Source organism: Paenibacillus sp. FSL F4-0087, assembly GCF_038020215.1.
Classification (GTDB): Bacteria; Bacillota; Bacilli; order Paenibacillales; family Paenibacillaceae; genus Paenibacillus; species Paenibacillus taichungensis.
The window spans coordinates 167791-193323 of sequence record NZ_JBBODJ010000001.1 but is presented as its reverse complement, the minus strand read 5'-3'; the positions used below and the strand labels follow the sequence as shown (position 1 = coordinate 193323).

At 48.1% G+C, this 25533-nt stretch carries 23 protein-coding genes and 1 pseudogene; 21 read left to right on the top strand and 3 right to left on the bottom strand.

Annotated elements, in window-relative coordinates; translation table 11 throughout:
- Positions 1–96: 96 nt before the first annotated feature.
- Together MHB84_RS00960 and MHB84_RS00955 are read left to right on the top strand one after the other, a co-directional pair.
- Entirely contained in the window at positions 97–1572 is a 1476-nt protein-coding gene (locus MHB84_RS00960; RefSeq protein ID WP_076289571.1) for an aldehyde dehydrogenase family protein, read from the top strand.
- Positions 1573–1820: 248 nt separating this feature from the next.
- The gene (locus MHB84_RS00955) at positions 1821–1973 is read left to right on the top strand and encodes a hypothetical protein (protein ID WP_170867771.1); all 153 of its coding nucleotides are present in this window, start codon (positions 1821–1823) and stop codon (positions 1971–1973) included.
- 126 nt (positions 1974–2099) lie between these two features.
- On the opposite strand, the gene MHB84_RS00950 is transcribed toward MHB84_RS00955, so the two are convergent.
- Positions 2100–2339: a hypothetical protein gene (locus MHB84_RS00950; RefSeq protein ID WP_063566326.1), complete on the bottom strand. Its 240-nt coding sequence runs from the start codon at positions 2337–2339 to the stop codon at positions 2100–2102.
- Positions 2340–2762: 423 nt separating this feature from the next.
- On the opposite strand from MHB84_RS00950, the gene MHB84_RS00945 reads away from it, so the two are divergent.
- The 11 genes and pseudogenes from MHB84_RS00945 to MHB84_RS31325 all read left to right on the top strand — a co-directional run.
- Positions 2763–3083 (top strand): hypothetical protein, encoded by a 321-nt coding sequence (locus MHB84_RS00945; RefSeq protein WP_053783884.1) that lies wholly within the window; start codon positions 2763–2765, stop codon positions 3081–3083.
- Positions 3084–3139: 56 nt separating this feature from the next.
- Entirely contained in the window at positions 3140–7144 is a 4005-nt protein-coding gene (gene essC, locus MHB84_RS00940) for a type VII secretion protein EssC (RefSeq protein ID WP_076289572.1), read from the top strand.
- 16 nt (positions 7145–7160) lie between these two features.
- Positions 7161–7991: a hypothetical protein gene (locus MHB84_RS00935; protein WP_076289573.1), complete on the top strand. Its 831-nt coding sequence runs from the start codon at positions 7161–7163 to the stop codon at positions 7989–7991.
- Between the two features lie 6 nt (positions 7992–7997).
- On the top strand, positions 7998–8546 hold the full coding sequence (locus tag MHB84_RS00930; protein WP_063566322.1) for a hypothetical protein: 549 nt from the start codon (positions 7998–8000) through the stop codon (positions 8544–8546).
- Positions 8547–8740: 194 nt separating this feature from the next.
- On the top strand, positions 8741–9016 hold the full coding sequence (locus MHB84_RS00925; RefSeq protein ID WP_017689071.1) for a WXG100 family type VII secretion target: 276 nt from the start codon (positions 8741–8743) through the stop codon (positions 9014–9016).
- Between the two features lie 157 nt (positions 9017–9173).
- Positions 9174–11264 (top strand): hypothetical protein, encoded by a 2091-nt coding sequence (locus MHB84_RS00920; protein ID WP_076289574.1) that lies wholly within the window; start codon positions 9174–9176, stop codon positions 11262–11264.
- Positions 11265–11297: 33 nt separating this feature from the next.
- Complete coding sequence (locus MHB84_RS00915) at positions 11298–12050, top strand: vWA domain-containing protein (protein WP_064639011.1); 753 nt, start codon at positions 11298–11300, stop codon at positions 12048–12050.
- Between the two features lie 11 nt (positions 12051–12061).
- The gene (locus MHB84_RS00910; RefSeq protein WP_076289575.1) at positions 12062–12904 is read left to right on the top strand and encodes a protein phosphatase 2C domain-containing protein; all 843 of its coding nucleotides are present in this window, start codon (positions 12062–12064) and stop codon (positions 12902–12904) included.
- Positions 12905–13093: 189 nt separating this feature from the next.
- Complete coding sequence (locus tag MHB84_RS00905) at positions 13094–13900, top strand: SDR family oxidoreductase (protein ID WP_076289576.1); 807 nt, start codon at positions 13094–13096, stop codon at positions 13898–13900.
- Between the two features lie 179 nt (positions 13901–14079).
- Complete coding sequence (gene hrpB / locus MHB84_RS00900) at positions 14080–16596, top strand: ATP-dependent helicase HrpB (protein WP_076289577.1); 2517 nt, start codon at positions 14080–14082, stop codon at positions 16594–16596.
- A gap of 256 nt (positions 16597–16852) precedes the next feature.
- Positions 16853–17062 (top strand): annotated as a pseudogene (locus MHB84_RS31325) (general stress protein); the annotation flags it as partial.
- A 530-nt stretch (positions 17063–17592) separates the two neighbouring features.
- On the opposite strand, the gene MHB84_RS00890 reads toward MHB84_RS31325, so the two are convergent.
- Positions 17593–18003: a YidH family protein gene (locus MHB84_RS00890; RefSeq protein WP_076289579.1), complete on the bottom strand. Its 411-nt coding sequence runs from the start codon at positions 18001–18003 to the stop codon at positions 17593–17595.
- A gap of 61 nt (positions 18004–18064) precedes the next feature.
- Here MHB84_RS00890 and MHB84_RS00885 point away from each other — a divergent pair, with 61 nt between their 5' ends.
- The 7 genes from MHB84_RS00885 to MHB84_RS00855 all read left to right on the top strand — a co-directional run bounded on the left by MHB84_RS00885 (position 18065) and on the right by MHB84_RS00855 (position 24205).
- Positions 18065–19210, top strand: a complete 1146-nt coding sequence (locus tag MHB84_RS00885; RefSeq protein WP_076289580.1) for an acyltransferase — start codon at positions 18065–18067, stop codon at positions 19208–19210.
- A gap of 320 nt (positions 19211–19530) precedes the next feature.
- Positions 19531–19905 (top strand): helix-turn-helix transcriptional regulator, encoded by a 375-nt coding sequence (locus tag MHB84_RS00880; RefSeq protein ID WP_063563231.1) that lies wholly within the window; start codon positions 19531–19533, stop codon positions 19903–19905.
- A 2-nt stretch (positions 19906–19907) separates the two neighbouring features.
- A complete protein-coding gene (locus MHB84_RS00875; RefSeq protein ID WP_076289581.1) occupies positions 19908–20909 on the top strand; it encodes a Gfo/Idh/MocA family protein in 1002 nt (333 codons plus the stop codon).
- A gap of 292 nt (positions 20910–21201) precedes the next feature.
- Positions 21202–21642 (top strand): ribonuclease, encoded by a 441-nt coding sequence (locus MHB84_RS00870; RefSeq protein WP_076289582.1) that lies wholly within the window; start codon positions 21202–21204, stop codon positions 21640–21642.
- Positions 21643–21659: 17 nt separating this feature from the next.
- The gene (locus MHB84_RS00865; RefSeq protein ID WP_076289583.1) at positions 21660–21935 is read left to right on the top strand and encodes a barstar family protein; all 276 of its coding nucleotides are present in this window, start codon (positions 21660–21662) and stop codon (positions 21933–21935) included.
- Positions 21936–22124: 189 nt separating this feature from the next.
- Positions 22125–23411 (top strand): MFS transporter, encoded by a 1287-nt coding sequence (locus tag MHB84_RS00860; RefSeq protein WP_076289584.1) that lies wholly within the window; start codon positions 22125–22127, stop codon positions 23409–23411.
- Between the two features lie 71 nt (positions 23412–23482).
- Positions 23483–24205 (top strand): ArsR/SmtB family transcription factor, encoded by a 723-nt coding sequence (locus MHB84_RS00855; protein WP_341142992.1) that lies wholly within the window; start codon positions 23483–23485, stop codon positions 24203–24205.
- A 159-nt stretch (positions 24206–24364) separates the two neighbouring features.
- On the opposite strand, the gene MHB84_RS00850 is transcribed toward MHB84_RS00855, so the two are convergent.
- Positions 24365–24931 (bottom strand): TraR/DksA C4-type zinc finger protein, encoded by a 567-nt coding sequence (locus MHB84_RS00850; protein WP_076289586.1) that lies wholly within the window; start codon positions 24929–24931, stop codon positions 24365–24367.
- A 205-nt stretch (positions 24932–25136) separates the two neighbouring features.
- On the opposite strand from MHB84_RS00850, the gene MHB84_RS00845 reads away from it, so the two are divergent.
- The gene (locus tag MHB84_RS00845) at positions 25137–25514 is read left to right on the top strand and encodes a DivIVA domain-containing protein (RefSeq protein WP_024630343.1); all 378 of its coding nucleotides are present in this window, start codon (positions 25137–25139) and stop codon (positions 25512–25514) included.
- Positions 25515–25533: the final 19 nt, after the last annotated feature.

Genomic DNA, 25533 nt, shown 5'->3' with positions numbered 1-25533 from the left:
CTGTTCTTCACGTTTGCGCAATCCTTAACAAGGTTAATGAACTACTACACCGTTTTGAGGTGAGATATTCAATCTTGATTGGGAGGCGTTATTCAGATGACTTTAATGGAGACAGAACATACAACATGGACGAAACAATTTATTAATGGCGAATGGGTAGAAGGCTCCGGCGAGAAAACAGTGGAAAATAAAAATCCGTATACGGGAGAGGTCATCGCAACCTGGCGATCCTCGAACAAGGAAGATATAGATCAGGCATATGAGGCGGCTCAAAAGAGTTTGATGGAATGGAAGAAATCCCTGCCAGCGGTAAAAGAAGGTGTACTCCGCAAAGTTTCGGCTCTAATGGTAGAGCGCAAAGAGGAAATTGTAAAACTGCTTATTACGGAGTCCGGGAGCACACGCATCAAGGCGGAGGCGGAGTTTGCTTCTGCGAAACGGATTGTGGATGAAGCAGCTTCGTTCCCTTATCGGATGAAGGGGGAGATTCTGCCCTCAAATACACCTGGGAAAGAGAATCGAGTTTTGTGTGAGCCCAAGGGAGTTATCGGCGTGATCGGCCCTTGGAATTTTCCTTTGCACCTGTGTCTGCGTTCCGTAGCTCCGGCTATTGCTCTGGGTAATGGAGTCGTTATTAAGCCTGCGTCCGATACGCCGATTACGGCTGGTTGGCTTATTGCTGATCTTTTTGAGCAGGCTGGATTGCCTGAAGGTGTACTGAATGTGGTTGCTGGAAGCGGGAGTGAGATTGGGGATTATTTTGTAGCGCATCCGGTACCCAAAGTCATTTCCTTTACTGGCTCCACAGAGGTGGGGCAGGGCATCGGTAAACTCGCAGGTGAGCATTTGAAAGAAACTGCGCTTGAACTTGGTGGGAACAATGCGATGGTTGTCCTGGAAGATGCGGATATCGAACGTGCTGCAGAGTCTGCGGTGTTCGGTAAATTCCTGCATCAGGGGCAAATCTGTATGGCACTTAATCGTATTATTGTGCATGCTGATATTTACGATAAGTTTGTGGAATCCTTTGTCGCCAAAACGAAAAAAATTCAGGCAGGTGATCCTTCGGATTCCCAAACGCTGGTAGGTCCGCTCATTCGTGAGAAGGAAGTGGAGCGCCTGCTGGACTTGATTAAGGGAGCCAAGGCAGAAGGAGCAAGATTGCTGCTGGGCGGTACTAGCAAAGGCAGTGTGCTGGAGCCGACCATACTCGCAGATGTGAAACCGGAGCAGCATATTGTGCAACAGGAACTGTTTGGACCTGTCGCGGTATTAATGAAAGCGAAGGATGAGCAGGAGGCCGTGCGTTTGGCGAATGATACGCCTTATGGATTGAGCGGCTCCGTATTCACCGGAAATCTGGAGAGAGGGTATCAAGTTGCCCAGCAGATTGAATCGGGCATGGTGCATGTAAATGATCAATCCGTGAACGATGAGGCGCATGTGATGTTTGGTGGTGAGAAATCATCGGGTATTGGTCGTTTCGGTGGCGATTGGGCGATTGAAAAGTTCACACGGACTCGCTGGATCAGCATTCAGCATCAATATCGGGAATATCCCGGAGTTCAATAATTCGACAGTGAACATGGATTAGAAAACGTTCTGTTTTATAATCAGCTAGGGTTCGAGAAAGAGTGACAAAGATTGCGCAGAGTCCGCCACATACTTGATGAGGCGGCCTTTTGCATGTTTTTACACGTTTGAAAAACAGGCGAGGAAATGGTGTGAATAAGCTGTTTGGTATACCTGTAATCTGGTTATTTATGGATACACGGGCAGAACAGATCCGTAAATCCAATAGGTAAAGGGGCCTGAACTTCATGTCCATTGACCGTTTCATTCTGAGAAAGCTGAATACTTGTCAGGAAGAAAATACGCGTGATAATCTGGTTCGGTTGTTTGTCATTCGAATCCAAAAGGCCGAGATGGAAGAAGAACATGAAAATGCTTATGTCGTCAGCCGATTGCATTAGAAATAGATAAAAGAGATGAGGTACACAAAAAAAGGAAGCTTGTCCTTAGCGGCAAGCTTCCTTTTCCTTATGTTCGCGAATGAATGAATTCGCAGTTTCCATGTTGAATTAAACAACTGACTCATCTTAATAAAGCGATAAGGCGAGGGAGTCATTTTCGCTACGGCTGTGAAGAATGGCTTCACCACCGACAATCTCGATACTAATCAAAGATTGCAGACATTTCTGTAAAGCACGTTTACCATTGCTAATCTTGTTCTCAAGTGCACTGCTAAGCAATCGTAGTGTCTTTTGTACAGGTTGTTTGTTTTCTTGATTGAAATATACAGGGATTGATTTGTTTTGAAAAGTTATTAGTGTTCTCACTAGAAATCACCTCACGAGAGTTATTTCTTACTGGTTATATTAAATTCCAATGCTTAAAATTACCTTAAAATCAGCTTATGAAAACATAAAGGTGAGCAATGTTTGAAAAGTGTTCACAATTCAATTGTGGGCGAAGCATTAAAAAGTCCCGAAAAATCAATTCGCAGCTCCCATTTATATGGAAGAAACACGCATTGTTTCGCATCCTTGCAATAATTAACGTGACTACTGCCTCGAAAGTTCTGAGTCGAATGGACGATATTTTAATATATACGTGGGTCATATGTAACAAAATTACAGGTTGCACATTGCAAACAGGGTGTTTATGTAAGAAAATAGGGATGGAATAGCGTTTCATCTGCATTATTTTGATTTAATTTGACACTAGGACAATTTACATATGAGACCATGGGAGGGATTATTTTGATTCTTACCGTGTATTCCGGCCGGGAGGAAGGCGAGTGGTTCGACATCGAGGTCCCGGATGAATGTACTATTGAACATCTGAAGACATTGCTGGGGGTCCGTATTTTCGGTCAGGCACCGGGAGAGGGCATTCAGTACATCCTTGAAGCCAAATTTCCGGAAGGGTTGTGGTTCTCGCCACAGAACACACAACAGTTAATGGAAACAGGGCTGCGTCAAGGAAGTTGTGTACGGGTCCAGCGGGCGTTTTCCACCACTTCTGAAGAAGCGCCGGTGTATGGAAGACGTTCATTGTTTCAGCAGGACAGCAACGAATGAACAATCTGAACGTATATATTGTTTACGGCAATGAAATATAAGGAGGTCTTCTCTTCGTGAATGTGTTATATCAGCGTTCTCCAAGAATGACACCGGTTCTCAAGGAAGAAAGGCTGGAAATTCTAAGGCCTCCTGCAGAACCAAACAAACCTACATTTTCAATGATTTCTATTATTGTACCGATCATGATGACGATGGTCAGCATCGGTTTCTACGTATATATCAATATGAGCGGCAAAATGAACAATCCGAATTATATGATGTTTCAGATGATGACGGTTATGATGATGCTTACTTCATACACGATTCCGTTTTTTGTATATCTGAGCAACAAGAAGTCCTATCGCAAAAAGTTGGAAGAGCGTACTACCATGTATCGTGCACAACTGGAGAAACATCGTGAAGAGCTGAAGGAAGCTCAAGCGGAGCAAGTGAAGAGTCTGTATGAAATTCATGGGGATCCCAATGTATGTCTTCAGTTGGTGAAGAATCGCAACAGTTCGTTATGGGAACGTTCCCCGGAAGATGATGACTTCTTGCAGGTGCGAATCGGCACAGGCGAAATTCCGTTTCGAATCAAACTTCAGGTTCCTCGTGTGGACGGTTATGAAAAGGATGAGTTAATTGAAGCGGCTCATGAATTGGCAGCTGAGTTCGAGACGGTGCCCGAAGCATCGATTACACTGCCCTTATTTCAGTCGAAAGTGATGGGGTTGGTCGGCAATCGTGAGGAAGTACTCGCTTCATTGCGCGTAATTATTTCACAACTGACCGTCCGTCATTCACCGGATGAATTAAAGATTGCTGCCTTTTATGAAGAAAAGGAATCCAAGGAATGGGATTGGCTGCGCTGGTTGCCCCACATTTGGGATGAAGATCAGGGACAACGCTATATGGCCGACAGGCACAGCGGTGCGCATCAATTGGCGGACAGCTTGTTTTCCGTGTTGAACCGACGGCGCAATAATAAGGAAGATCGCTACAAGAAAACCGTGCAAACTCCTTGTTATGTGGTGGTTCTCTCGGATACGCAATTAATAGAAGAAGAGCCGTTGCTTCCCCTGCTGCTGGAATCAGCTCAGGAGATCGATGTATGTACCATCATATTGGCAAACCGTAAGGAATCGCTACCCATGCATTGTCAGTTAATTATGGAGGCTTCCAAAGGCAAGGGGCTTTATATCAAAAAAACCGAGGATGCTGACGTGATCAGGCAAACATACACGCCAGATGTGATTTCCAGAGAGTCCGCAGAGGCGCTCTCGCGTTATATGTCACCGATTCGTCTGAAACGTTCATCCGCTTCGGATATACCTCAGGTGCTTCCGTTGTTCGACATGTTAAGCACATCACGAGTAGAGGATCTGGATGTGGTCACACGCTGGAGCCAGACACGATATCCGGACACACTTCCCGTACCTATGGGCGTGCGAGCTGGCGGCAAGAAAATTGCGATTAACTTACATGATAAAATCGAACGTCAGGGGCACGGCCCACATGGTCTGATCGCAGGGACAACGGGTTCGGGCAAAAGTGAAGTCATCCAGTCAATTGTGGCTTCTCTGGCTGCCGAGTTCCATCCACATGATCTGGCTTTTATGTTAATTGACTATAAGGGCGGAGGCATGTCGAATACATTTGTGGGCTTGCCTCACGTCGTCGGCACGATCACCAATCTGGATGGGAATTTGATTGAACGAGCCAATATCTCACTGCGGGCCGAACTGGTCAGAAGGCAAAAAATATTAAATGATGCAGGAAATCTCCAGCACATTGATGAGTATTACAAAATTCTGCGTTCCAGACATGAACAGCCGTTGCCGCACTTAGTTATCATCATTGATGAGTTTGCGCAATTGAAGCGGGATCAGCCGGAGTTCATGGATGAATTAATCAGCATAGCGGCCATCGGTCGGACACTGGGTGTACATCTTATATTGGCAACTCAGAAGCCTGCAGGTGTGGTCGATGATAAAATCTGGAGCAATTCGCGTTTCCGTATCTGTCTTCGCGTTCAAAGCGAAGGGGATAGTCGGGATATGATCAAAATTCCGAATGCGGCCTGGATCACCAAGCCTGGTCGTGGATATTTCCAGGTAGGCAGTGATGAAGTATTTGAGGAAATGCAATTCGCCTGGAGCGGTGCGCCGTATAATCAGCAGGAAGATACAACGACGGTACTGCCTGTTATGGAAGTTCGTTTGAATGGGAAACGGGAACCACTATTGACTGGAGAGCGCAGGGCTGTGCTCAAAGGGGAGGATGCGCCCAAGCAGCTTCAGGTATTTATTGATTATGTGGCAGAAGCGGCAGCAGAGGCGGGGATTACCCGATTACCTGGGCCCTGGTTGCCACCCTTGCCTGAGACACTGGAATGGGAAAGCCTCAATGACTGGCAGGAAGAAGAGAATCGTGAAGTATTGCTTGACGGCGGTGCCGCTGGCCTGAAACCTATAGTTGGCTTGCTGGATGATCTGCCTAATCAACGACAGCAGCCGCTCGCACTTCCGGTGGATCAGGGACATCTGGTTGTATACGGTATGCCAGGTCTGGGGAAAACGACGTTTGTGCAAACCTTGTTGATGTCACTGGCCCGTTCTAAACGGACTGAACCTTGGCATGGCTATATTATTGATATGGGGCGGATGATGAAGGATTTCGCAGGTTTGCCTCAGATCGGTGCGGTAATGATGTCTGAAGAGGAAGATCGGATCAAGCGGTTATTCCGATACATCCTGAAACTGTGTGCACAACGCAAGGACATGATCTCGGAAGCTGGGGTTAAGACAATATCAGCTTATCGTCGTACAGCTCATGCAGCCGTGCCGCAGATTGTAGTTGTTATCGATGGTTATCTTTCTTTCCGAAATGCGTATCCCGAGGAGAATGAACTTCTGGAAACGATTCTTCGTGAAGGCGGCAGTTTGGGAATCACGTTTATTCTCACGGCCAACCGTGTTACGGATGTATTTGAGAAATTCAGAAGTAATATTCCTAATGCGGTTTCGTTTGAATTATCTGATCCAAGCGACTATTATTACGCAGTGGGTCGGCCGTCCAAGGCACCTAGCCAGCTTCCACCTGGAAGAGGACTAGTCAAAGGACAGGTTCCTCCATTGATGTTCCAGGCGGCTTTGCCGTCATCCGGAGCAGATGAAGGCAAGCGTTCTTCCGCTCTGCGCCGCATGATTGCAGAGATCAGAGAAAGCTGGAACGGAGAAGAAGCGCCGCAGATTGCGCCGCTCCCGGAAGAGGTTAAGCTCAAAGATGTGCTTATCCGTACAGGAACCTTCGGGCAAGTCGGAGACGTATCATCCTTAACAGTACCCGTAGGTTTGCTGACTGATGATCTTGAACCCTTCCAGCTGAATTTGCGTGAAGGGCCACATTTCATGGTTACGAGTCCGATGGAAGGTGGAAAAACGACATTTTTGCTGACCTGGATGTTATCACTTGCCTATCATGCGTCTCCTGAAGATGTGCAAATATACACGGTAGATATGCGGTATGGTTCCGGAGGACTGGGGGAAATCAGCAGTTTGCCCCATGTCCGCGGACATGTATCCCGTGAAGAACAGCTTGCACCTGTGATCCAACAGTTGTACGATGAAGTTCTAAAAAGAGGCGAGTTAACCGGTGGACCGGAGATCGTTCTTGTTATTGACGATGCGGATACGTTATCCAAGCAATTAAATGATTTTAACGTGAAGGATCAATTGGGAGCGATCGTTCGTCAAGGACGGGATCGAGGTATACATGTGATTCTGTCAGGAGTTCCGGCAGACTTTCCAACCTTTGGTTCTGACTGGGTGAACGATGTGAAGGCTTCCCAGAGCGGATTGTTGTTCGGGACTTTAGACCCTAATGATCTCTCGTTCTTCCGTATTCCTTATTCGGAATCCGGTGGTAGTTCAAATGGGCTGAAGGTACTGCCTCCGGGTCAAGGTTATTATGTTAAACGTAAATATTCCAGGGTTAAAGGTGCAATTCCATGTGATGGCACCTGGAAAATGACTGATTGGATTTCTGAAATTCGTGACCGATGGCATGTTGTAGTTTGAGGGGAGGTGGCTCATAATGTTGACGGTTCATGATTCCAAGCAAAAGGTAGTCACTTTGCAAATAAAAGAGCTTTTTTTCCTGGCCGGGATTCTCGGTTCAGACCGATTGCTTGGCGTGGAAGATCCGTTCCGCGGATATATGGCGGAAGACATTGCTTTGGAGTGGGAACGTGTAAAAACATCCCTGCTTGACAAAGGATATCTGATTCAGGATCAGGACAGCAATGAGCTGATCATGACACCGACCGTTTTCTCCAGGGTAGCCATTGCGGGACTGTCCGACAGGGCTTGCTGGATTCGCTACACGCACAGCGGCAAGTCGTATGAAAGTTATGTGCACTGCACGGATGAACGGGTCGTTGAAGTATCTCGTGTTGCAGACGAACCGGATTCGTTCCGGCTGAGTGATTTGGGGAATGTTCGTGAAGCGATTGATTTTCTGATTCAACGGATGAATTGGAGTGGTCATTCTCCGGCGGAAAAGCCGGCTCTGATGTGCTCCAAGAAAAAATTCTATGATGTGATGAATGATCTGAAGAACAAAGAATTACAGGCAGTGGCTGATGAGTTGGTACAAGAGACGAGCGATCCCGAGGGGTCACTTGCGCTTGCGCGCTGTCTGGTGAACAAGGAATCAGAAGGAGAACTGCGGTTGCTTGTATGGAACGGAGAAGGATGGAATTCACAGTCTGCGGCTTTTGCTGCAAGTACGGTATCCAACTGGCTGTTTCGCATGAGTACTGCGGCTTCGGATGATTGGCTTGTTGCAGCACTGACGACGAGAGAACAGTTTCACGAGATGCTGCTGGACTGGCTTAAACAGCCTGCAGGGGAAGAGGAAAGGTGATGGTAAATGCGCATTCGTGTGGAACCGGATGTGCTTCGGGCACTGAGCAGGCAGATTCAGTATGCGGCGGAGCAAATACAACAAAAGATGACAGTATTGGATCAGGCCATTCATTCGTTGGAGTGGGATCTTGAAGCCCGCGCCGCGATCATGAATGAATGGAATCACAGCAAGCGACTCTGCGAAGCGGCAGTACGTCGTTTTATGGACTTGAGCGTACAGCTGGGACGCAAGGCCTTGTTATTCCAGCAGGTGGACATGGAGTATCGTACAGTGTTGAGTCATGTGAACACAGCCTATGGCAATGCGGTCAATATGTTGAATGTTCTTCAGACAGAGCGTGCAGGGGAGATTATGCCTGCGCATTCGGCAACTGCTGCTGTTGTATCCGATCCATTTTCCGCGGTAGCGGCAGTGTACCGTGTACAGGATGCCGCACCGCCTGATGGCTCACCGGCGACCCTGATTCAGGCTATGCAGCCTGAACCTGTGGCGTGGAGATTCACAGATCCCTCCTTTCGTGGGAGAAGAGGAACCGAACCTGTGGTTTCCTGAGCTCACGGAGGACAAGGTTGAATAAGCAAGACAGCAGAAAGTGAATTTTTTTATAAATAGGCTGTTAGGGGAAGTTTCGAATGCCAAAAATGGGGTAAATAGGATTAGGTCCTTCGGCTTTTGTCCGATCGATCCTTGTATAGTACAATTTGAACAAGCGAATTTAATTGCACAAACCAAGGAGGAATTTACAAATGGCAGGACGTATTTTAGTTACCCCAGAACAGCTTGATCAGGTTTCCAACCAATTTAAACAAAGCGGTGAGCAAAGTCAGCAAATCGTTTCTACATTGACTCAATCCATCACAAGCATGGAAGGACAATGGGAAGGTATGACGAAACAACGCTTCTTCCAAGAATTCCAGGAAGCTAGCAAACAAATGCAATCTTTCGTTCAGACGCTGAATAGCATCAGCGCGGAACTGACGGCTATTGCCAACAAATTCCGTACGGCTGACCAAGCTCGCTAATCTGCGATACATAGTTCGGGCAGGTTCCATATCCGAATTCGCCCAGAATCATATGCAGGAAGCAAGCTGAAGATTTACAACTACAGCAAAAACCGGGCGTTTTCACAACACCCGGTTTTTGTTGCACTATGACAGAATGACAGAGAGAGGGATGAGCATGTCTTTTCAACCAAATCCCGGGGATGAAGTGGTGATTAACGACATTGCCTATATCATTGGGCAGCATCCGGCTGCACCTGGCCTGGCTTACGCCCAAGCTGGAAGGCAGGGTATCGTCTATCAGTTGTTACCCCGTAACGGTTCCATAAGTGGGGCTAAAGCACTAAAAGTATTTTTTCCTAAATTCCGTATCCCGGCTATGGTATATCAGTCTGAGCATATGGAGTCTTATAGTGAACTGCCAGGTTTGCAGGTATGCAAGCGTGATGTGCTCACTCCGGAAAGAAACGGAGCGCTCATTGGAGAACATCCTGATCTGTTGTATGCGGTATTGATGCCGTGGGTGCATGGTCTGACCTGGTTCGATGTAATCAGCGATCAGAAGCAGCTGACAGCAGAGGAAAGTCTGAAGCTGGCGAGAGCTCTGGCCGGGACCGGTTCAGCCATGGAACAGCGTGGGCTGGCTCATTGTGATTTGTCCGCACCCAATGTGATGATTCCGTTTTTTTCCGAAGTGGAGAACCTGCGAGGGGTTTCAGCAGTAGAACTGGTAGACGTTGAACAGATGTACGGTTCCAGAATGGATCGTCCGGATGCTTTGCTTGCCGGCTCACCGGGCTATGCGGCCCATCGGACAGTGAACAGCGGTTTGTGGAGTGCGTATGCCGATCGTTTTGCCGGAGCAGTTATCATTGCTGAGATGTTAAGTTGGTCTGATGCAGTGATTGTGGAAAAAGCATGGGGAGAAAGTTATTTTGACCAGCACGAAATGCAGACGGTAAATGAACGTTATTATGCCATGAGAGAATCGCTCCAGAAGCGCTGGGGCTCCAAGGTGTCAGATCTGTTTATTCGTGCCTGGGAGAGTCATGATCTCAGCAGCTGCCCTACGTTTGGCGAATGGTTTGTGGCGCTGGCTGCTGTGGATATCCATCTGGCAAGCGCAGCATCTGTTGAAGAATCTGAAGTTAAGGTTTCAGACCAGACAAATGCAGTCGAGACGAACCCGATTAAAGGGACAGGAGCAGGAAACGGTATATCGGATAAACAGGGAATTATGGATCAGAACGTGCCCGCCACGGAACCTTCACCTGGTCAGGAAGCGGTAGTCAATCGTCTCTTCCTTCAGGCGAGAGCATTGGAGGATGAAGGCAAACCGGCTGCGGCGCTCGAAGTGTATCGTTCACTACATCATTTCATTCCGGATAACAGTGCGATGCAGGTGGAAGTTGAGGCTGCGATTCAAGAGCTGGACGCGAAGCTAAATCCCAAGCATGATGATGCAGCTCAGCCAGCCAAGATACCTTTTTACCGATCCAAAAAGTTTATGATTTCTTCGGCGGTGCTGATTGTTCTGCTAGCTGGAACCGTACCAACGGTTAAAATATTGGCCGATCAGGCTGAGGTTAAACAGAAGGAGCAGGCGGCGGCTGCCAAGCAGGCCGAACAAAAGGCTGCGGAAGAGGCCGAAGCTGCGAGGCTGACTGCTCTAAAGCAGCAGGAAGAAGAAAAGAAACAAAAAGCGGCAGATGCGGCGAAACTGGATGCAGAGGAAAAGAAAAAGCTGGCTGAAGCGGAGAAAAAGAAGGCAGAGGCCAAGAAGAAAGAAGAAGAGCGTAAAGCACTTCAGGCCAAGTATGATAAGCAAGCGAAATATGAGGCTTATCTGGCCAAGCAGAAACAACAGAAGCTTGAAGCAGCCAAGAAGGCTGAACAGGAAAAGTACGACAAACAGGCGAAATATGAGGCTTATCTAGTCTGGAAAAAAGAAAATGACGCCAAAATTGCGAAGCAGGAAGCGGAGCGTAAGGCAGCAGCCGAGGCTCAGCGCAAACAGGAGGCGGCTCAGAAAGCTGCGCTCAAGAAAAAACGTGCCCAGAATGTCGTCACACTGATTGCCCATTACAATAAAGCGTATAATGCGCAAAAAGGCAGAAAAATTGAGAATGCCGAATCCTACGCGCGTGATTTTAAAAATCTGTACAATACCGATGCTACCTATTTCAAAGGTGTAGGTAAAGTGGCAGCACGAATGAATGCAATCAATAAATTCCTAAGCAATACGGATTATACATTACCCAACTTGTAAAATAACGTCAACGACGGAGGTGACACATCCCAGATGAACTATACTATTCAAGCATCCCAGCGCACACCCGCACTGATTATCTATCTAATTGATATTAGCGCCTCCATGAACATGGTTCTGGACAACCGTCGGCGGATTGATGTCGTCTATGATGCCTTATCTTTGGCTATTCGCCAAATGGTGTTTCGTTCGACCAAGGGCAACCGACTGACACCCCGTTACAGGATCGCGATTCTGGCATACAGCGACGATGTGTACGATCTGTTGAACGGGATAAAAGGAATTGACGAGATCGCTGCTGTAGGTTCCTTACCCGACTTAACACCGAAAAGATTCTCGGATTCAGCGAAAGCTTTCTTGCAGGCCGAGAAAATTCTGCAGGCTGAAATTCCAAATATGCAGGATTGTCCTGCACCGCTTGTATGTCATATGACCGATGGGGTAGCTACAGGCGAAGATCCGGAGCCCATTGCCAAAAGAATCATGGGTATGAGCGTGCCTGATGGCAATGTACTCGTCGAGAATATTTTTATATCCGATCATCTGCTGGAGGGCCCCATTCCGGAGCCGCGAAGATGGAAGGGAATATCCCAGGAGACAGTCCTCCAGGATGAACATGGGGAAAAGCTGCGCAATATGTCCTCGGTTCTGCCGGAAAGTTATCGTGAAATGCTGGTTGAGGCGGATTATTTGCTTTCACCTGGTGCATTGATGATGCTTCCTGGTACTTGTGCAGAACTGGTATCCATCGGGTTTCAGATGTCCGCTGCTACGCCTGTGAGATAGGAGGGGAAATCATGAGAGCGATGCGTTTGGCAACATTGTCTGCTGGAGATAAGGGAAGCCGTGCGGACCATTATCAGGGCAACTTTCGCTATGTGAGTGCCCAGACCAGGGAACAGCCGTTGACCCGATATCAAGGTACTTTCAAGTGCAGGTACGGTTATGGAAGAGCGGCGGAGACTGTTAATCAAGGAGACACCGGACAGGATTTTGCTGCTGTTCGCATGAATGGTAATGTATGTACTTTCGTATTATGTGATGGGGTAGGCATGAGTTACCTTGGTGATTTTGCTGCACGCTTTCTGGGGAACGCCTTGTTGGAATGGCTGGAAACGACACAGCATCCTTCTTTGGATACTATGGAGCGTCTGCTTCATGATTTGACCAGTCCGGCATCCGAACAGCTGGAGAAGTTGCAGCCTTTGGAAAATTCACCTGTACTGCTGCGGGAAGTGCTGATGGAGAAGCGGAGCAAGGGAAGTCAGGCCATGTATGTGTGTGGACGCATCGAGCTCTCGGCGGGCAATCGAAAAAGCAAAGTGTGGTTAGCCTGGCAAGGGGACTCCCGCATCCGTCTCTGGCGTAACGGTCAAGAACAATCGGCAGCATTTCAGGTGAACTGCCGTACGAATGAACGTTGGTCTACACTGGAGGGTCCGGTTGGTGGCCAACCGCATATCTATGAGGCTAAACTGTCTGCCAATGAAGTAGTTCGTCTTCAACTGTACACGGATGGCCTGAATGACCTGGATGCGATTCAGGCTTATATACCAGATGAGCACATCCAGGTACTGCTGGATGCCAGACATACCGGTGGGCTTGAAGATGATGCCGCTTTCATTGAGCTGGAATGGTAAGGTCGGGTGAAGCATTACGGGATGATCTGATTATGCTGCTAAAAATGGTGAGCCTTAACTGCGAAAAAACTTATCCGTATTGATTTAAAAGACACTCTTTTTGGGTAATCTTGTGAAGAATCTACTTACAGATATTGCATGAACGTACATTCTTACATAATTACTGAGCGAGAAGGAGTGGAATGGATAATGACACAACATAACGGCAAACCAAGATTCGAAGGCAAAGTCGCCATTATTACAGGTGCTGGTTCGGGGATTGGCAAAGCGGCAGCACTCAAACTGGCGAGTGAGGGAGCACATGTTGCACTGCTCGATCTGGTTAATGATCGGATTTCGGAGACGGAAGCCGAAATTAATAAGCTGCGTGCAGGTGCGGCAAGAGCATTCGATGTAGATATTTCCGATCCTGCCCGAGTGGAAAAAGCAGTTCTGGAGACCATTGAATTGTTCGGCGGTCTGGATATCGTTTTTGCCAACGCAGGTATTAATGGTGTATCGGCACCGATTGAGGAAATTCAGGTTGAGGATTGGCAGCAGATTATTACGACCAATCTGAACGGTACTTTTTTTACGATCAAGTATGCACTGCCTCATATGAAGAAACGTGGTGGCGGTAGTATCATTATCACGAGCTCCATTAATGGTAATCAGCGCTTCTCCAGCTTTGGCATGTCGGCGTACAGTACATCTAAGGCGGGGCAGGTTGCTTTTGCGAAGATGGCTGCGCTGGAATTGGCGAAGTTCAAGATTCGTGTCAATGTCATCTGTCCTGGAGCGATTGCCACAAATATTGACCAAAGTACGGTCAAAACGGATGAGTTGCATCAAATCGTCATTCCGATGGAATTTCCGGAAGGCCAGCAACCGCTTGCGGACGGACCGGGTCAGCCAGAGCATGTCGCTGATCTCGTAGCTTTCCTGGCTTCTGCGGAGTCCAGACACATTACAGGTGCGGAAATTGTCATTGACGGTGCAGAATCTCTGCTGAGCTAAATGAGCATTTTGTATCCATCCATAGAGCGACTTTCAATCAGCGTCGTGAACAAATTAAATGGAAGGATGTAAAATGTTGAAAATGGATGTATCTATGAAGTCGTTCCTCTGGAACGGCTTTTTTTGTTATAATGCTAACATTCGAATAGACACGTGGAACATTAATTAGGAGAGATGAGATGAAGACGGATTTACCGATACAACAGATTATTCCTGAGCTGAGGTTGTTATTTCAGGAGAAGGATACAGGTGTGTTAATTGCGGAGCCGGGTGCGGGTAAAACGACCGTAGTCCCGCTGGCACTTCTGGAGGAGCCATGGGTTGCTGGACGGAAAATCATTATGCTGGAGCCCCGCAGGCTCGCCGCTCGCTCGGCAGCTGCACGAATGGCAGCTTCACTAGGTGAAAAAGCAGGACAGACCGTAGGGTATCGGGTGCGGATGGATACGCGTGTAAGTCAGTCCACTCGCATAGAAGTGGTGACGGAGGGTGTATTGACCCGGATGCTTCAACAGGACCAGGGCCTGGAAGACACGGCGATGATTATCTTTGATGAATTTCATGAGCGGCATCTACATGGTGACCTTGGTTTAGCGCTTGCGCTTGAATCCCGGGCCATGCTGCGTCCAGATCTGAAACTGCTGGTGATGTCGGCCACACTGGACCCGGCTCCTGTCTGTACGCTGCTTGGTGAGGGGACCCAATGGATTGACTGTCCTGGACGAACATTTCCGGTGGAGACCCGATATGTATCCAAACCGGCATCCGAGCAGATCGAAACTTTTACGGCTGAGGCCGTCGTTAAGGCATTGGCAGAACAGGAAGGGGATGTGCTGGTTTTCCTACCGGGTGCAAAAGAAATCCATCGCACAGAGCGAGAGCTGTCCAACCGTATGATTCCTGCTTATGTTGAGGTACATGCTCTATATGGCAGCATGCCTGTAGAACGGCAGGATGAAGCTGTGCGACCCGCAGATGAAGGTAAACGGAAGGTTGTGCTGTCCACGTCGATTGCCGAATCCAGTCTTACCTTGGCTGGAGTCAAAGTCGTGGTGGACGCAGGGCTGAGCCGTGCGTCTGTATTTTCGCCGCGGACCGGCATGAGTCGGCTCGTTACCCTGCCGGTATCCAAGGCGTCAGCCGATCAGCGGCGAGGGCGCGCGGGGCGGATTGCACCGGGCGTGTGTTACCGGCTATGGAGCGAAGAGGCCCATGGCGCGCTGCCTGAGGCAGCAAAGCCGGAGATTGCCTCCGCGGACCTTGCGCCGCTGGCGCTGGAGCTTGCCGCCTGGGGTGTCCAGTCCCCTGCAGAGCTGCAGTGGCTGGACACTCCGCCTGCCGCAGCCTACGGCCAGGCACAGGCGCTGCTGCGCCAGCTGGGCGGCCTGGACGAAGCAGGCCGCATCACGCCCTTCGGGCGGCGGATGAACACGCTTGGCGTGCATCCGCGACTGGCCAGCATGCTGCTCCGCGCGGCGGAGCTTGGGCTGGCCAGCTACGCCAGCATGCTGGCGGCACTGCTGCAGGAGCCTGCGGGCCTCCGCAGCAGTGGCGGTGCAGGCGCGGGCACCGATCTGCGCCCGCGCGTGGAAGCGCTGCTGACTGCGGACAGCAGCGGCATGCCGCAAGCGGCAGCGTCTGTCGCAGACGTCGCTGCCGTGCGGCGCATGCTCCAGGAGAGCCGCCAGCTGCGCTCGGCGCTCGGCCCGGCGGCCGATCCGGTACGGCCGGATGAGGACAGCTGCGGATGGCTGCTGTCCTTCGCTTATCCGGACCGGATCGGGCAACGCCGGGAGGACGGCCGCTATCTGCTGAGCAGCGGCCGTGGGGTACGGCTCGCAGCGACAGAATCGCTGAGCCGTTCAGCCTATCTGGTCGCAGCCGAAGCCGACGACCAGGGCGCGGATGCGCGCATCCTGCTGGCTGCGCCAGTGCAGGAGAAGAAATTGCTGGACTTTGGTCCACATCTGTTGCATGAAGAAGTTCAAGTGGCCTGGGACCGAAACACCCGCAGTGTGCGAGCACATAGAAGGCTGCAAATTGGAGCCATTACGTTGAAAGAGAGCAGCATTGCACAGCCACCCGAAGACCAGGTGCTCGAAGCATTACTCTCAGGAATACGTATCGAGGGGCTGGATTGCCTGCCCTGGACAAAATCATCACGACAGCTGGCGGACAGGATGCGCTTTTTGCATCATCATGTGCCGGAATGGCCTGATCTCATCGAAGATCATCTGACCGAAGAACTGGCAGAACATCTCAGCCCTTTTCTGACAGGCATGCGATCTGCTGCGGATCTCAAGAGATTGTCGATGCAGGATGTGCTGCTCGGCGGACTGAGCTGGGAACAGCGACAGCAATTGGATCGTGAAGCTCCTACACATATACAAGTGCCTAGTGGTTCACGCATTCCTGTGGACTATAGCCGATCTGAAGATCCTACGCTCGCGGTGAGACTGCAGGAGATGTTTGGACAGCAGGAGACCCCGCGTATTGGTGGTGGTCGAGTACCACTGACCATACATTTGCTTTCCCCGGCGCAGCGGCCTGTACAGGTCACACGAGATCTGGCCAACTTTTGGCGGGAGACTTATTTTGAGGTGAAGAAAGACTTGAAAGGTCGTTATCCCAAACATTATTGGCCGGATGATCCGCTCGAAGCGATAGCGACTAACCGGGCTAAACCACGAATTTAGCTAGAATGTGTTTTCCAGCCTCGGTCTGAGAGTTGGGTCTGAACGTGCTCTGAGTGGGCGAGTATGCGATCGGCGGATTTGTGTCTTGAGTACTAACGAACCACGTGCAGGCCCTAGCGCGGTGACCCGCTGCATATCAATGGTCGGTCATTCTCCTAGTCCTTTAAGGATATGATATTGCGGTGGAAGGGTTTGAAAGAAAACAAGGCGGGTAATAACATAGCGAACCACTCAATTAGATGAGGAGGGATTCACTATGCAAAAGAAAATCGTAGGTGTGTTTAATACAGAACGTGAGGCATCATCCGCAATCGAGGGACTGAAAGCGCAAGGGTTCACTTCAGATGAAATCTCGGTCGTTACACAGGATCGGGATGAAATGAAAGCTATTCGCGAAGAAACGGGTACAAAAGCGCCCGAAGGTGTAGCTGCAGGTGCGGCAACAGGCGGAGTGCTAGGTGGAGTAGCTGGATTGCTCGCTGGCATTGGCGCATTGGCGATTCCGGGCATCGGTCCTATTCTGGCCGCAGGCCCTATTGCCGCAGCCTTTACGGGTGCAGCTGTAGGTGCAGGAGCAGGCGGACTTGTAGGTGGACTCGTGGGTCTCGGCATTCCGGAAGAGGATGCAAGACAGTATGAGGAATACGTGCAAAGTGGTAAAATCCTGCTACTCGTGGACTCTACGGATCGGGACACGGATGTTTATGACGTGTTTAGCAGTAACAGTTATGTGAACCGAGACAGAATCGATGTCAATCGGGATGATGTTACGGTTGAGCGCACGGATCTCGATATGGAAAATCAAAGATTGGAAGCTCGGGATAAGGCCGCTCGACTTGGCAACAATACTTTTCTATAATAAATCGGTTCAGTAAAGACAGGAATCTTCAACTGGAATGACATAAGTGAGCCACCAGGTGGTCATCAGCCGGTTTCCTTTAGAGGAAGCCGGCTTTTGTCCCTGTTTTAACTTCCTGCTGTAGCAAGGTTCAGGTGTTAAACCTGCCAGGCAGGGAATAACAATACATACAGTAATACGGCCAGGGCCAGTCCGATCACCAGCAGCATCAGCGTCAGGAACCGAATCAATTTCGTGGATGCCTGGAATGTTTGTGAATTAATCTGATTGCGTTTTCGGTGATAAGCGGAAGCAGAGCACAGGATGATCAGAATACCACTGACCAAGGAAGTAATACCAATGATGATTGCTGCGATATGGGCCATCCGATCATAGGCCGTTGAACTGAAGCCGAAGCCGGCTGCAAGAAAGCCAATGCCAACCATGGCAATGCCGGTACGAACCCAGGCCAAAAAGGTCCGCTCGTTGGCCAGATGCTGTTGTACATATTTGGAGTCAATGGTAGTTATGCTTTGGTCTGTATCTGAGATGTGAATCACCCCGTTCATCAATATATGGCTTCATTGTACGTCGTTTTCATGGCAAAACCAAGAAAGGAGGCTGTCTGTTATGCCTCGTAAAGAACGAATTACAGAAATCGAGAGTCTGAGGGGAATTGCTTTTGCGGCGGTCGTCCTTCAGCACTCCATAGCACATTATTCCGTGGTCCCAGAAGCGGGACTGGAAGACGGCGTATTGCTCGCGATCCTGCTAATGCTGTCCAAATTTGCAGTACCCCTGTTTATTTTCATCACAGGTATGGTGCTTTTCTATAATACAGGAGACAAGTTGCATTATGGACGTTTCATGCAAAAGCGTTTAACCGATGTCATCGTCCCCTATATGATCTGGTCCCTGATCTACTTCACACTCGGGCCTCGTGGCTGGAACGGATTTGGTTGGCAGGATATCCCTGACCTTGGTTTGAAATTAATCACGGGTAAAACGACCTCGCATTTTTGGTACATTATTATGCTTATTCAGTTTTATCTGTTGTTTCCCCTGTTTTTGCGAGCAATCCGTTATGTCTATAACCGATATGAGGCGAAGGGGCGCACAATAGCTCTTCTGATCTCCGGTGTGGTGTACCTTGTGCTCGCGGATCAATTGCGAAATATCGCCAGGTTTATGGAATGGTTGAATGTCCCCGTGCTGACCGATGCCTTTACAATCTATGCCGATCGAAATTTTCTGTATTTCTTTTTTTATTTTGTGCTTGGTGCGGCGGCCGGGCTATCGGTTCAACGCTGGAATGAGTGGATTCAACGTTTGCGCTGGGGATATTGGACCGTGTTTATAGTCCTTGGTCTTCGGTTTATATATAAGTTAATGCTGGAGTTCCAGAAGCCGGAGGGTATACAGATTACGTTCTATACCGTCAGTCTCATTCGACCGGATATGATCTTATTCCTCATTGCTTCCATCCTGGTGATGTACCAGCTGGCTGGCAAGCTCCACAATATCAGAGTAACACGATTGCTGGCGTGGATTGGCGGGGTGTCATACGGGGGCTACCTGATGCACATGCTGATGTTGCGCTACAGCTACATTCCGGATGAACAGTTTTATGTGGCATGGGGATTAAACCCCGTAGTGCGCATGATCATCACCTGGCTGCTTGCGCTTACGTTATCCTGTGTACTCACATGGCTCATCTCCCGTGCAAGCTGGGGCAAGTGGATTGTGGGAACCGTACCGAAGTCCAAACCTGATTAACAGGTGAATACATCATCATATGAAAAATTCAGAACAACAGTGAGTTTAGGGCAAAAAAAATGAAGGCAACAACCTGAAAAAAAGTGACGCCAATAACACGACGAACACTTTTGAAATAAATTTTAAAATTTCATTGCATGAAAAATTCATAATAGAAAACCCAAATTCTCGCTCTACCTTACGTTCCTGCCTATCCATCATTTCTCCTTCTTGCTTTCCAATTTCCATGGACTAAAGGAAGAAAGACGGATAAAGATGGCAGAAGGGGAACGTAAGTTTTATAATACTAGATATATAGAGCTGACAGGAGGGGAATGAACGTGGCTTTTATGATTGCGCAGCGGGCATTTATTAAGCTGTATCTGATTACCATGGTTGAACAGCATAGGGGATACGGCTATGAAATGCTGGAGGCAATGAAGCAGGAATTCAAAGCCTACGGTTATGTACCACCCCAGAGCGAGATATACCGGGCGCTGCATGAATTGGTTCAACAGGGTGTCTTTTATCGTACGAAGAAGCTGAAGGGCAGTGATCCCAAAGTCGATTTTCAGGAAATCGTTTTATATCACTTCACGGATGATGGTGCGGAGAAAGCTGAATTATATAAAAAACAGGTTAAGGCCGATCTCGATCGTTGTCTCGGCATGTTACACAAGGCAGAAGAGGACAATTACGGAGTGAAAGGAAGATAAGCATGGACAGACACTTACAGTGGGGTGTACTTGGTACATCTACAATCGCGAAAAATGCAGTCATTCCGGCGATTCAACAATCCGAACGTGGTGAAGTCTTGGCGATTGCCAGCCGCAGCAAGGAGAAGGCGGAAGCTCTTGCGAATGAACTCGACATTGCCAGAGCGTATGGTAGTTATGATGAACTCATTGCGGACCCGGATATTGAAGCTGTGTATATTCCTCTGCCGAACCACATGCACAAGGAATGGACAATTAAGGCTGCTCAGGCTGGAAAACATGTATTATGTGAGAAACCAGCTGCTCTGAATTCAGAGGAAGCGGCGGAAATGATTGAGGTATGTCAACAGCACGGCGTGCTGTTTGCAGAAGCCATTATGTATCGATACCATCCCAAGCATAGACGTGTGCAAGAGATTATAGCCAGTGGGGAGATTGGTACGGTCAGAGCCCTCCATGGCAATTTCACATGTAATACTGCTGACGATAAAGATAATGTAAGGTTCAAAAGGGAGATGGGCGGAGGATCATTATTTGATCTTGGCGTATATCCTATCTCGGCAGCTCGTATGTATCTTGGGCAGGAGCCGGAAGCTGTAACGGTACACGCTCTATTTTCGGAAGAGCATGATGGCGTCGATATGATGGCTTCTGGACTTGTGGAGTTTCCCAATTCAGTAGCATTAACGTTTGACTGCGGCATGTGGGCCTCTGGACGAGCCGAGATGGAGATTCTCGGTACCGATGGGCGGATTGAACTTCCTAAGGTGTTCGGCTGGGAGAATAGTGATATTCCACCACAGATTATCGTGCACACCGATTCCGTCAGCCGTGAGGAACGTGTATCGGTGTCCAACTCCTACGTTTTGCAGGTGGAGACCTTTGCAGCCGCAGTGCTTGAAGGAAAAGAGTTACCGTTTAGTCCGCAAAATACCATTCAGAATATGCGTGTTATTGATGCATGTCTGGAATCGGCAAGAACCCGTCAACGGGTGCAATTATAGATTAAAGCAAGAGCTAACATGATAGCATGATAGATGATAAGAAATGATCGAAATGGTAGACTCCATCCGCGGGATGTGAGTCTTTTGTTATATTTAAATGTTATATTTATATATTTTTACAATAATAACGGTTAAATTTGATATTTCCTCCAAAATGATGTGATATAAATAGTAAATAGATGGCTTGTTCACTATAATCTAGCAGAACGTACATCCTGGCAGAATTCACATCTCATATCACTTACATAGTGGCAACGTTCATCCATTTTAGAGTCATTGGGAGGCTGGATTTATGAAAAAGTTTTTGTCTTCAGCTCTGCTAGCGGTTATGTTAACGATTGTTTTCTTCACAGGTTCACAGATCGCTCCGGTTGGACAACAGAAGGCTTCAGCTGCAACGTGTACCATTATCAATACGTTTACTGGTGTGGCCAACTATCTCAGCGCTAACGGACAACTGCCATGTAACTACATTACCAAAGCACAGGCAACGGCACTAGGCTGGGTATCGTCGCAAGGTAATCTCGCTACGGTCGCTCCAGGCAAAAGTATCGGTGGAGACGTATTTAGCAACCGGGAAGGCTTGCTTCCAGCAGCGAGTGGCCGCACTTGGCGTGAAGCGGATATCAACTACACTTCCGGTTTCCGTAATTCTGACCGTATCCTGTACTCCAATGACGGCTTGATTTACAAAACGACAGACCACTATGCATCCTTTACTCGCTTGAAATAAGGAAGGACAAGACAGACATGAAGAGGGTAGTACTTAACGGTGAGGACTTTTACAGCACGACAGAGTTACATGAGCTATTGAAGCAAAAGCTTGAACTGCAAGACTTTTACGGTGCAAATCTGGACGCCTTGTGGGACTGCCTTACAGGCATGATTGAGCTGCCGCTTGAATTAATCTGGACGAACTACCAGATCAGCAAGGAACGGCTGGGTAGTGAGGCAGAGAAGGTGTACCAGTTGATGCTGGAGGCGGATGAAGAGAGTATTGGATTTCAATTCAAGACTGAGGACTAGTACATGAATTACGAATCATAGCAGCAAATATTGGTACAAAGAGAACAGACCCTTCGGTCTGTTTTTTTGTATTTTATAGGGATATACACAACGTTAAAAATATTTTCACGAAAGGGTTGATTTTCGCATATCATACGTTAAAATAAAATTAACATTAAAAATATTTTCACGTTGAGAGGCGGAGTAATCATGAGCGAAGGTACAGTCGCACACAAACAAGGGATCGGGGAATTAATTCGGATTAAACCATATGTGCAGTTTATGGTGAGCAAGGTAGTATCCAGATTCGGCGATTCGATTGATTCCATTGCCTATAGCTGGATGGTGTACATTCTTACAGGTTCAAAGCTGCTAATGGGAACACTGCTGGCTGTTAACTTTTTGCCGAGTATCTTTCTGGGGCTGTTTGTCGGCGCACTGGTTGATCGCATGTCGCCCAAAAAGGTGATTGTGCTCACGAATACTGGTCGAGGATTATTTGTTGGCATTACAGCACTATTGTTTGGTCTGGGTGAACTGCAAGTCTGGCATCTGTTCGTCATCACCATTTTGAATTCCCTTTTGGAATGTTTTGCGTCACCCGCAGAGGTATCCAGTGTACCGCGATTACTTCCCAAATCAATGCTGCTGTCTGGTAATGCCATGGCCTCATCTGCAACCCGGGTTGCAGAACTCGCAGGACTTGCAGTGGCGGGAACGTTAATTGCAACGGCAGGGATTACATGGACGATATTAATCGATGCGGGCTTGTTTGCTTTAAGTGCACTCCTGATGAGCCGTGTGGGGTACCCGAAAACTAAAACATCATCTAACAATGAAAATAAAACATTAGAATCATCTGATTCTCCTCCAGCAAGAAAAAGTATATTTTCTGAAATGACAGAAGCCTTTCATTTTATGCGTAAACATGTGTTGTTACTGATCGTTTCCATTCTGTTTGCCTTCGTTAACTTCTGTCTGATGCCATTCAATGTTCTTCGCACGCCATATGTCATTGAAACGTTGCACGCCGGAGCAGGAGGGTTAAGTCTACTCAGTGGGCTGATTGTGGCAGGCATGGTACTGAGTGGCTTGTGGCTGTCTCACCGAGGATCGAATTACCGTAAAAGTGTGCTGGTCATCGTCGGCATTGTCATGTTGGGGCTCAGTTATGCCATGACTGCAATCCCGGCTTACATGACGTCCTACCAGCTGCCTGTTGCTGCTGCCTTTTGTTTGATGATGGGCATGGGGATTCCACTCGCTACAACACCCCTTGCGTCCTATCTGATGGAAGTTACGCCTTCCGATATGCTTGGCAGAGTGTATGCCCTTCAAAGTATGCTCGTTGTGAGTGTTGCTCCATTAGGCAGCTTGGTTTCAGGAGCCCTTGCCGATTGTGTGGCATTGCCGATTCTGTTTATCGTGTTTGGTGTTTTGCTTGCTATGTCAGCCGCTTTGGTACTTCTGAGCAAGACTTTCCGCACCGTTCTATAAAAAGGCTTCAGGAAGCCTGTTATCTTCAGCCTGTTTTGACCGAAACCCTGTTCGGACGGTATAATATACACATGATGGGCAACAGGTACCCCGGAAATGAGGATACAGGTATGCAGCGCAAAGTACTTTCAACGATTGAAGAAATCAAGGTCTACTCCGATCCGTATCGGATACAGATCATGAATATGTTTAATAAACAGGGTAGACCCTCTACGGTTAAAGAGATCGCAGACCAGATGGGCGAAGTGCCAGCCAAGGTACATTATCATGTGAAAAAACTGGAGAAAATCGGTCTGCTCACCATCGTATCCACTCGTGAAATTAATGGAATCATCGCCAAATATTATGAGCCCTTCAAGGGAGAAATTCAGCTCCGTAACGAAGATGAAGAGAATTCACCTTTGAAGGAGGTATTTCGTTCCGAAACCTTCAAATTGTTAAATGAAATGTTTGAGCAGAGCCGTCGGCGATTCATGAATCAGGCGGAAAACGGGGACCGTATGTTTATCTCAGATATGACGTTGTATGCTAGCCGGGAAGAAGTAGAGCAGTTGTACAACAACATTACGAAGATGTGTGAACCCTATTTAACGAAAGACAGGCATGATGCGGACCAAGAGGTCTTTCATTTATTCAGTTCCCTATCCAAAGATACGGTGAATAAGCCTGCTTCGGGAACCACTGGGAAATTGAAAAAGAAAGCTTCACCCGATAAGGGCAAGTCTGTTGCGAAAACGTCAAGACCTGCTAAAAAGCAGAAGGAATCCTCGTCTGGTGGTCAGGCGGAAGATTAACCGAAGCATATTCATCGGCTTTATTGAAGTTCCGTCTGTGTAAAGATGATATGCTGGACCAAGAAAAAAAGCCGCCATTGGCGGCTTTTTCATGCGTAATTTGGCATGGTGAAAGACATGTACCTATCTAAGCGTAAACGACCTTAATTCGTTCATAAACTACATGTTTTCATCATAATCTTTCACGTCACGTTTGGCTGCAGTTGCGGGGGAGTTCGATGTGCCATATTCCTCGACGGCTTCCCAGGCGTCAGCGTTATCGAACTTGCCAGCATTGCGCTGTCTTACTTCACCGGCACCGCTTGGCGGCATCGTCATGACTTCCTCCTCAACGGGCCGTTCGTTGCTTAACTCGCGGTTAGGCGTATCATCGATACAGTAGGCTGTGTAAGGGATCGCTTCGAGTCGTTCAAAGGGAATATCTTTACCACAGGTCACACATGAGCCATACGTTCCCTGTTCGATTCGCTCCAACGCTTCATTCACCTGGTTGAACTCGTCGGTTAACGTATCATCTATCGCCAAGTCACGGCTTCGCTCAAACGTCTCCGTACCAGCATCTGCTGGGTGATTATCGTATGATGACAGCTCGCCAGTTGAATCTTTCAGGGACTCGGCTGGAGCACCGTCTTCCATGCTGGATTCAAAATGACGCTGTAGGTTTTCACGTTGTTCCAAAAGAGCGTTTTTCAGCTCTTGAAGTTGATCTTTGGTTAATGTACTCATAAGGACATGCTCCTTTCCCGCAATGGGGTTGTAGTCAGTCCTTACCCGAATTTCATAAGAAGCAATCAGTTTCATGTGTAAAGAGGGTCGTTCGATTTTATATCTGACGGATAATGTGTTATAAAAAATATAGAGAGAAAATGCGGCGGTATCAAAGATCTTCTTGTGCTTACCGCGGCGCGTTTGATAATGGAGGGTTGTCAATATGGATGAGCATATGAAACGAAGATTGGACAAACAAAGACAATTGTTCAAGCAATTGGGCGTGCAGCTCGACGCTTTATCGATTCATGAAAAACAATTCAATTATAAACTTCGTGGTTATGATCCGGATGAGGTTGATGCCTATCTAGATTTGGTTATTAAAGATTACGAACGTTTCTATGCCAATATAGCGGATCTGATGGACAAGTGGCAAGAGCAGCAGTTAACGATTAGGGATCTGAAGTCATCGGCGAAGCCAGTGGAAGATCCAACGAAGATTGATCGCAAACAACTGGATGATATTGTGAAACAATTGGAGTACAGCGTTCGGCAGTTAAAAATCCGGGCACGCCCTGAACAGGACCTGTTCTCCGAGTAAGTCTACACATCTGGGATGA

Excerpts from the sequence above, each read along its gene's own strand:
- MHB84_RS00930 (WP_063566322.1), top strand. The coding sequence starts at position 7,998 with ATGCGCATTCGTGTGGAACCGGATGTGCTTCGGGCACTGAGCAGGCAG.
- MHB84_RS00845 (WP_024630343.1), top strand. The coding sequence starts at position 25,137 with ATGGATGAGCATATGAAACGAAGATTGGACAAACAAAGACAATTGTTC.
- MHB84_RS00855 (WP_341142992.1), top strand. The coding sequence starts at position 23,483 with ATGATGGGCAACAGGTACCCCGGAAATGAGGATACAGGTATGCAGCGC.
- MHB84_RS00910 (WP_076289575.1), top strand. The coding sequence starts at position 12,062 with ATGAGAGCGATGCGTTTGGCAACATTGTCTGCTGGAGATAAGGGAAGC.
- MHB84_RS00870 (WP_076289582.1), top strand. The coding sequence starts at position 21,202 with ATGAAAAAGTTTTTGTCTTCAGCTCTGCTAGCGGTTATGTTAACGATT.
- MHB84_RS00955 (WP_170867771.1), top strand. The coding sequence starts at position 1,821 with ATGTCCATTGACCGTTTCATTCTGAGAAAGCTGAATACTTGTCAGGAA.
- MHB84_RS00850 (WP_076289586.1), bottom strand. The coding sequence starts at position 24,931 with ATGAGTACATTAACCAAAGATCAACTTCAAGAGCTGAAAAACGCTCTT.
- hrpB (WP_076289577.1), top strand. The coding sequence starts at position 14,080 with ATGAAGACGGATTTACCGATACAACAGATTATTCCTGAGCTGAGGTTG.
- MHB84_RS00915 (WP_064639011.1), top strand. The coding sequence starts at position 11,298 with ATGAACTATACTATTCAAGCATCCCAGCGCACACCCGCACTGATTATC.
- MHB84_RS00920 (WP_076289574.1), top strand. The coding sequence starts at position 9,174 with ATGTCTTTTCAACCAAATCCCGGGGATGAAGTGGTGATTAACGACATT.
- MHB84_RS00905 (WP_076289576.1), top strand. The coding sequence starts at position 13,094 with ATGACACAACATAACGGCAAACCAAGATTCGAAGGCAAAGTCGCCATT.
- MHB84_RS00885 (WP_076289580.1), top strand. The coding sequence starts at position 18,065 with ATGCCTCGTAAAGAACGAATTACAGAAATCGAGAGTCTGAGGGGAATT.
- MHB84_RS00960 (WP_076289571.1), top strand. The coding sequence starts at position 97 with ATGACTTTAATGGAGACAGAACATACAACATGGACGAAACAATTTATT.
- MHB84_RS00875 (WP_076289581.1), top strand. The coding sequence starts at position 19,908 with ATGGACAGACACTTACAGTGGGGTGTACTTGGTACATCTACAATCGCG.
- MHB84_RS00865 (WP_076289583.1), top strand. The coding sequence starts at position 21,660 with ATGAAGAGGGTAGTACTTAACGGTGAGGACTTTTACAGCACGACAGAG.
- MHB84_RS00890 (WP_076289579.1), bottom strand. The coding sequence starts at position 18,003 with ATGAACGGGGTGATTCACATCTCAGATACAGACCAAAGCATAACTACC.
- MHB84_RS00860 (WP_076289584.1), top strand. The coding sequence starts at position 22,125 with ATGAGCGAAGGTACAGTCGCACACAAACAAGGGATCGGGGAATTAATT.
- MHB84_RS00935 (WP_076289573.1), top strand. The coding sequence starts at position 7,161 with ATGTTGACGGTTCATGATTCCAAGCAAAAGGTAGTCACTTTGCAAATA.
- MHB84_RS00925 (WP_017689071.1), top strand. The coding sequence starts at position 8,741 with ATGGCAGGACGTATTTTAGTTACCCCAGAACAGCTTGATCAGGTTTCC.